Annotated in this window: 6 protein-coding genes; all 6 read right to left on the reverse strand. The window is 58.2% G+C overall.

All coding sequences use genetic code 11. The features are described from left to right. Window positions 1–455 precede the first annotated feature (455 nt). The 6 genes from tyrS to QP995_RS10675 are packed head-to-tail and all read right to left on the reverse strand — an operon-like array spanning window position 456 to window position 6010. Complete coding sequence (tyrS, locus tag QP995_RS10650; RefSeq protein WP_210401202.1) at window positions 456–1724, reverse strand: tyrosine--tRNA ligase; 1269 nt, start codon at window positions 1722–1724, stop codon at window positions 456–458. A 48-nt stretch (window positions 1725–1772) separates the two neighbouring features. Further along, window positions 1773–2423, reverse strand: a complete 651-nt coding sequence (locus QP995_RS10655) for a DNA-3-methyladenine glycosylase (protein ID WP_049170390.1) — start codon at window positions 2421–2423, stop codon at window positions 1773–1775. Continuing rightward, window positions 2424–2597, reverse strand: coding sequence for a Trm112 family protein (locus QP995_RS10660; protein ID WP_005511714.1), 174 nt, complete (start codon window positions 2595–2597; stop codon window positions 2424–2426). After that, window positions 2587–3234 (reverse strand): hypothetical protein, encoded by a 648-nt coding sequence (locus QP995_RS10665; RefSeq protein WP_049170388.1) that lies wholly within the window; start codon window positions 3232–3234, stop codon window positions 2587–2589. The genes QP995_RS10660 and QP995_RS10665 overlap by 11 nt, the downstream gene beginning before the upstream one ends. After that, complete coding sequence (locus QP995_RS10670; RefSeq protein WP_049170384.1) at window positions 3221–4852, reverse strand: VWA domain-containing protein; 1632 nt, start codon at window positions 4850–4852, stop codon at window positions 3221–3223. Before QP995_RS10670 ends, QP995_RS10665 begins: the two co-directional genes overlap by 14 nt. Before the next feature lie 6 nt (window positions 4853–4858). Then, complete coding sequence (locus QP995_RS10675) at window positions 4859–6010, reverse strand: hypothetical protein (protein WP_049170382.1); 1152 nt, start codon at window positions 6008–6010, stop codon at window positions 4859–4861. Window positions 6011–6380: the final 370 nt, after the last annotated feature.

Raw genomic sequence — 6380 nt, forward strand, 5'->3', positions numbered from 1 at the left:
ATTAACAAACAATTAACCAGAAAGTCAAACCAACGACTCCCAGCGGCTAACCGCACGAAAACATTTCCCCCACATCAGCCAACCAAACACATAAACTGCCTGGCCGCGCTGACCCCCGAATACATTACACACACCCCACCAAAGACACAAAACCCCAGGTAGATGGATATGAACTAGCGTTTTGCCTGTGGAGTAGAACGATTCATTAGGACCGACAGTCCCCACACCGTGACGAAAGCCGGGAGCTTTCGCTCATCGCTACCACCTTTGTTTCGGCTTCTATGCTCCCTTTAAAACAACCAAAGCTCCGGACTGACCAAGAGTCAATGATTCTGAAATCATCAATCCCCTAGCCTGCCCGGAGCCTTAGCCCAGCTACCTAAAAAGAATCAAGCTGCATAAACACCAATTAATCGAGAGATCAGCAGCGCGCCTACACAAAGACCAACCAGCACTTACACGAACTTCACACCAGCAAAGTTCTTCTTGCCGCGGCGCAGTACAATCCACTTGCCATGCAGCAGGTCCTCAGCAGAAGGCTCCCACGCTTCGTCCTCGATGCGCTGGTTATTGGCGTACGCGCCGCCTTCCTTAATGGTGCGGCGTGCCTCGCCCTTCGACTTGGCAAGACCCGCAGCGACGAGAAGGTCGACAACAGTTCGCGGCTCGCCCTCAGCGATCTCCGCAACCTCAGTCTCGGAGACGGCGCCCGCCAGGGTGGCCTCGTCCAGCTCGGTCAGCTCAGCGCGGCCAAACAGGGCCTGCGCTGCCAGCTCAACAGCCTTGGTGGCCTCTTCGCCGTGGACCAGGTTGGTCATCTCCTGCGCCAGACGACGCTGCGCCTCACGCTTGAACGGACGCTCCGCAACAGCAACCTCGTACTCCGCGATTTCCTCCTGAGACAGGAAGGTGAACCAACGCAGGTAGTCAATAACCACCGAGTCACCCGCGTTGAGGAAGTACTGGTACCAGGAGTACGGCGAGGTCTTTTCAGCGTCCAGCCACAGCTTGCCGCCACCGGTGGACTTACCGAACTTCTGACCCTGCGCATCGGTCACCAGCGGCACGGTCAGGCCGTGCACCTTGGCGCCGTCGATACGCCTGTTCAAATCGACACCAGAGACGATGTTGCCCCACTGATCACCGCCGCCAATCTGCAGCACGCAATCGTAGTTGCGGCGCAGCTGCACGTAGTCGTTGGACTGCAGCAGCATGTAGGAAAACTCGGTGTAGGAGATGCCGTCAGACTCGAGGCGACGCTTCACAGTGTCGCGGTCGAGCATGGTGTTGAGGGAGAAGTTCTTGCCGACATCGCGAAGGAAGTCAATGACGGACATGTTCATAGTCCAGTCCGCATTATTGACCATCGTCGCCGGGGCCTCGCCCTCAAAGTCAATAAAACGACGTAGCTGGTCCTTGATGGCCTCCAGGTTGTGCTCAATGGCATCCTGGCTGAGCATCGAACGCTCACCGACATCACGCGGATCGCCGATGAAGCCCGTAGCACCACCGGCCAGCGCAATTGGGTGGTGACCGGCCAGCTGGAAACGACGCAGCATAATCATCGGAACCAGGTGGCCCGCGTGCAGCGAATCGCCAGTTGGGTCAAAACCGCAATACAGAGTAATGGGGTTTTCGCACGCCTCACGCAGCGCGTCAACATCGGTGGACTGATTAATCAGGCCACGCCACTGTAGTTCGTCGATAATGTTCTGTTCAGTCACGTCCACTATCGTAACGTTTCGCTTGCCGACGTTCACCGCGAGGGTGACCTAGAACTCCTCAACGGCCTTCTTGTGGCGACGATAGGCCGAGACGGAATCGTCTGGGAGCCACAGCCGCCACGGCCGATTCGCCGCTCGCCGAACGCCCACGCGCGGGCCTGCGTGGATATCTCTAACCGAATCGGCGTTCACTGGCTGCGCCACAAACACGCGTGACGACGGATCCAGCGCATCTGCCCCATAGTCATTTAAGTCAAGGCCAAGCGCCTGACCAACATTGCCTGGACCACGTCCGAGACCCGCAACTGCTGGCTTTTCACCGCGGCGTCGACGCACCGCATCCATGCCCCGCTCAATGCGAACGGAGCGGACTAATACTCCCCCGCCCGTGCCGTCCGTAGCGCTGGTGATATTGGCACAAAAGTGGATGCCATAGGAGCGGTAGATATACCAATGCCCCGCCGGGCCAAACATGGCGCGGTTGCGTGCGGTTGGCCCCATGAAGCAGTGCGCGGCCGGGTCGGGATAGCGCTGGTCAACTGGGCCGCCGTATGCCTCGACCTCCGTGATAGTGGCGATAACATCCTCAGCGGGGATGACAATTACGCACCCGAGCAGCGTCTGTGCAGCCTCAATGGGGGCTCCCGACAGCACAGTGCGGTCGAGGGCGTGGTAGCCGTCGGGAAGCGGGAAAGGCAATTACTTGTCCCAGGCGATAGCTTCGTCGGAAAGCATGACCGGAATGCCTTCGTCGATGCGGTAGGCGATCTTCAGGCGAGGATTGACCAGCACCTGCTCGTCTTCGAGGTATTCAAGCGGCCCCTTGTCACGCGGGCAAGCGAGGATATCAAGGAGTTTCGGATCAAGGCTCATAGTCCACTACCTTACCGAACTGAATTGCCAGGGTGTCACGCTGACCTTCCAAAGCAATCAGGTTGTCCTGGCCGATAGCATCCTGGATCTTCTGCACCGCGGAATGCAGCAGGTCGATGGATTCCCGAGCCGGATTCTCGGCTTTGCGACGCAATCGCTCCGGGATCGCGAGGTAGGAGTTGACTGTCTGCGGCAAGTACTCCTGGATAATGCCGCCGATGACTACCTTCTGCTCGGGATAATCTTTGAGATACTTCCACTCGCTCAGGACGGATTCCAGCGTCGCACCCAGGTCATTTGCGGCGTTGCCAAGATCTTCGCCAGGCTGGGCATCGAAAAGCCTGCCCAATGTCCGGTGAAGATTCCTACGCAGCTCAGATGGATTGAGCGGGCGACGCTGTGGGATCTCAGGCTTCGGCGCCGAACTAACGGACTTCTGCGCCACTTTGCTCTGCCTCGGCAACAAAGCAACCGACGCGCCCCACGCGGCAATCGCAACAACCGGCCACAGGAAACCAAGCCCCACGGTCAGGTGCAGCAGCACGACGGCGATGGCAAGGATGAGCCCGACAATGTTGGCGGGACTGTTGAGAAAGCCACCGCCAGAGGAAGTGCCGGAGGATTTACTGGTAGCCACGAATCTCCTTGAACACATCAGCAAGCTCGGTCTCACGGGATTCAAAGACCTTACCACCGGTCAGATTCGCAAGTTCCTGCATTTCTCCCGGATCTGCCTCGCCATAGCGGATGACGAATACCGGCGGCAGATTCCCGCCCTTGGACTGGTAGAAATCACGGAATTCCGCAAAGCTCTTGCCCGACGTCACCTGACCATCGGTCAACACCACGATAGACGGGATGGAGTTTTTATCCGAGCTGCCGAGAAGGTCGAAGGCTTGAATCAGTGCGTCGTAAAGCGCCGTCTCGCCCTCTGCGTACAGACCATCGACGGCGGCGGTGAGCTGCGCGCGCGATTCCGGGCCGTCAATTGTTGTGGTCGTGGGCTCGCCGACGGTCGTGCTGAACGGCAGGATCGTCGCGATCTCACGGTTTCGCAATCCCACGCTTCCCGTTTCGGTGCGTGCACTGCCGTCGACGATTGCGCGCATCGTCGCCTGTAGATCGGCGATGCGCTCACCGAACATTGAACCGGAGGTGTCGAGAACGAAGACCGACTCTCCGGGCACGCGCAGGTCATTGTCGTAAGCCTCAATAAGGCGGTCCGTGACGGCGCGATCGCCCGGGAACGGCAGCTCGATAATGACGCTGTTGGTCATGCTTTCCGGCAGGTTGGCGTCATCGGAGACCGGGCGCAGGAAGTGATCGGCGAGAACCTGCGAGTTCGCTTCCAGCCACTGCCCGAGAGCCTCCGTCTGCCGCGCGGCAAGGTCGTTAGCCGGCTGAGCTAGTGGCGTCAGCGGGTAATCCGCACTGATGACACCGTCGCTCGGAACAACAACTTCCAGGTCAGCGCCCTCTTTATTCATCTGCTGCAACACAGCTTCATAGTTGATGAGCGCATCGACGGAGTCCGACTCATCCAGGAACTTGTCACGCAGCCACCCCGACGAACCCGAGGTCATCTTCTGCCCCTCGAAGAACTTCTGCAGTTCAGGCGTGGTGCGGTTGATATCCCCCGTAGTCAGCGCCGATCCGGTGTCGGCGAACGCGGTCGCAACCGACACCACACCGGAAAAGCCCGAGTTCGATTCCGCGGGGTTGGTCATGCCGTAGGTCAATTTGCCTGACGACGCAGCCTCCGCGATCTCAGCCCACGTCGGCTGCTTGGTATCCCAACCGAGCTCCCGAGCCTTCGCCGAATGGATACCAAAGGCTACCGGCGAGGTGGCGACTTTCTTGGCTTCGCCCAGCTTGTCAGCCCCACCGAGCAGATCAACGTACCGGTTGGTAGCAAACCAAGTGGCATCAAATTGGTTGTCGAATTCGTCTGCGACAAGGGCGTGGCTGTTCTTCACGGTGCCGTCGACAAGCTCGAGGTTAATCGTAAAACCGAGGTCGTCGGAGGCCTTTTGCATCAGTGGCTGGAGCTCTGCAAGCTCCGTGGCCCCGGCGATACGCATGGTCGAGCCCTTGAGGTCAGAATCGACGTCGACTTTGTTGGTCTTCTCCTCGTCGGAGCCCAGCGGCAGGTTCAGGCCACCGTCGGAGCAGGCCGCGACAGCGAAGATGCCGAGCACACCGACGAGGCCAAGAAGCATTTTGCGGAGGGCAGTTAGTGCCTTATACATGTTCATTCGGCTTTACCCCTCTTCCGTTTCCGGCCTCGGCGGGCTCTGGTATCCACGGGAAACACCCTCAATAAGCTGCTCGAGGATGTCGAAACTCGGCGGATCAATGGAGTCCACAAAATCGGTGGAAACCTCCTGGCCCGTCTTCAACTGCGTCTGGAATTCCTCCATCGCCTCAGGCTGGCTGGAGCGGTAACCGTGCTTGGCCGCCAGCTTCTGAAGCTCAGGGTCTTCGGCGAGGAGCCGTGCGACCGCAGCTCCATTGTCGTTAAAACCCAGCGCCACGTGAGTACTCAGAATCGTCGGCGATGGATACGCCAGGCGCATTTCCGGCTTCAACCGGCTGTTCGGGGCACTGTTCTCCCCCAGGAACTGCGACTCGTAAACCATCACCATTGGCTTCGAACCGACACCCTGCGAGAGGTAGTCCGAAAATGGACCAGCCGACGAGGATTCCGTGTACCCCTGGCCGGTGAACAGAGGGGTGAGCTCCGGCAAGACCGCATTGACCTGCCCACTGTCAGACACAATCCGGCCTTCATTGGTAATCCAAGACATGAGCGACAAGTACATCGCGGCCGAGTTCGACGAACGAATGTCCGTCGTGGACATCTGCACCGTGCGCGGCGACGGATAATCGTTCTCCGCGAAGTCACGCCAGCGGACATTGTCGTGCTGCATCGTGGCCAGCGCTGCCATATCTACCTGCCACGTAGTGCCCTGTTGGCGAGCAACATTTTCCCGCGCCAATGCCTGCAAGATGTTGTCGAAAGTAGCGATCGCCATCGGTGTGTAGAAGACGTCGTACCGCTCAGCGCCGCTCATTTTCTCGGCAATTTTCTCCGCTGCCGGTGCCGACGACGGGAATGCCAAGTCGAAGGAATCCAGATCCACATCCGTGGCCATCCGACGCGAACCCGCCGTCTTTACTTCCACCACATAGCCGTGAGAGGCAAGAGCCTTCTGGACCTCTTTGTCTTCGAAGAAGGGCTTTTTCTCAGAGCCAACAATCGCCTTGACGACGGTCTTTTCACCACCGAAGAAATCACGGTTTCCTCCGGAGCTGCCACCAGAAAAACCTGGAATACTACCGCCGCGACCGACATAGACTGCAACAGCCGCGATGACAATCAAAATGACTGCAAGAATTGCCCCCGGGCCCATGCACCCTTTCTTGCTACCACTCTGATTTTTATTTTTATCTCGTGAGCTGCGATTTCCACCGCTCGACCGCGTACTTTCCGCCATGAAATTATGGTAAGAGACCCGGCCAAACCTGGCAACAGATATAGAAATAATCAGTAATCTGCGTCACTTCGGGGGGGGGCACCCTGGCATTACAAGGTTACTGGTGGCGTCGGATCGATCCGAGTTACTGACTGCGTTTATGACTGGCGGCGGCGGGTCGAGCCGAGTTACTGACTACGTTTATGACAAAAATGGCCTGAAAAATGGCCGGTAGGGTCAGGCGGTCATTGCATCATGGATAACACCAGAGATTACCTCCCGAGGAGTTAACCCGTCGAGCACTACC

Origin of the sequence: Corynebacterium sp. MSK032 (genome assembly GCF_030232065.1) — a bacterium.
Taxonomy (GTDB): domain Bacteria; phylum Actinomycetota; class Actinomycetes; order Mycobacteriales; family Mycobacteriaceae; genus Corynebacterium; species Corynebacterium jeikeium_D.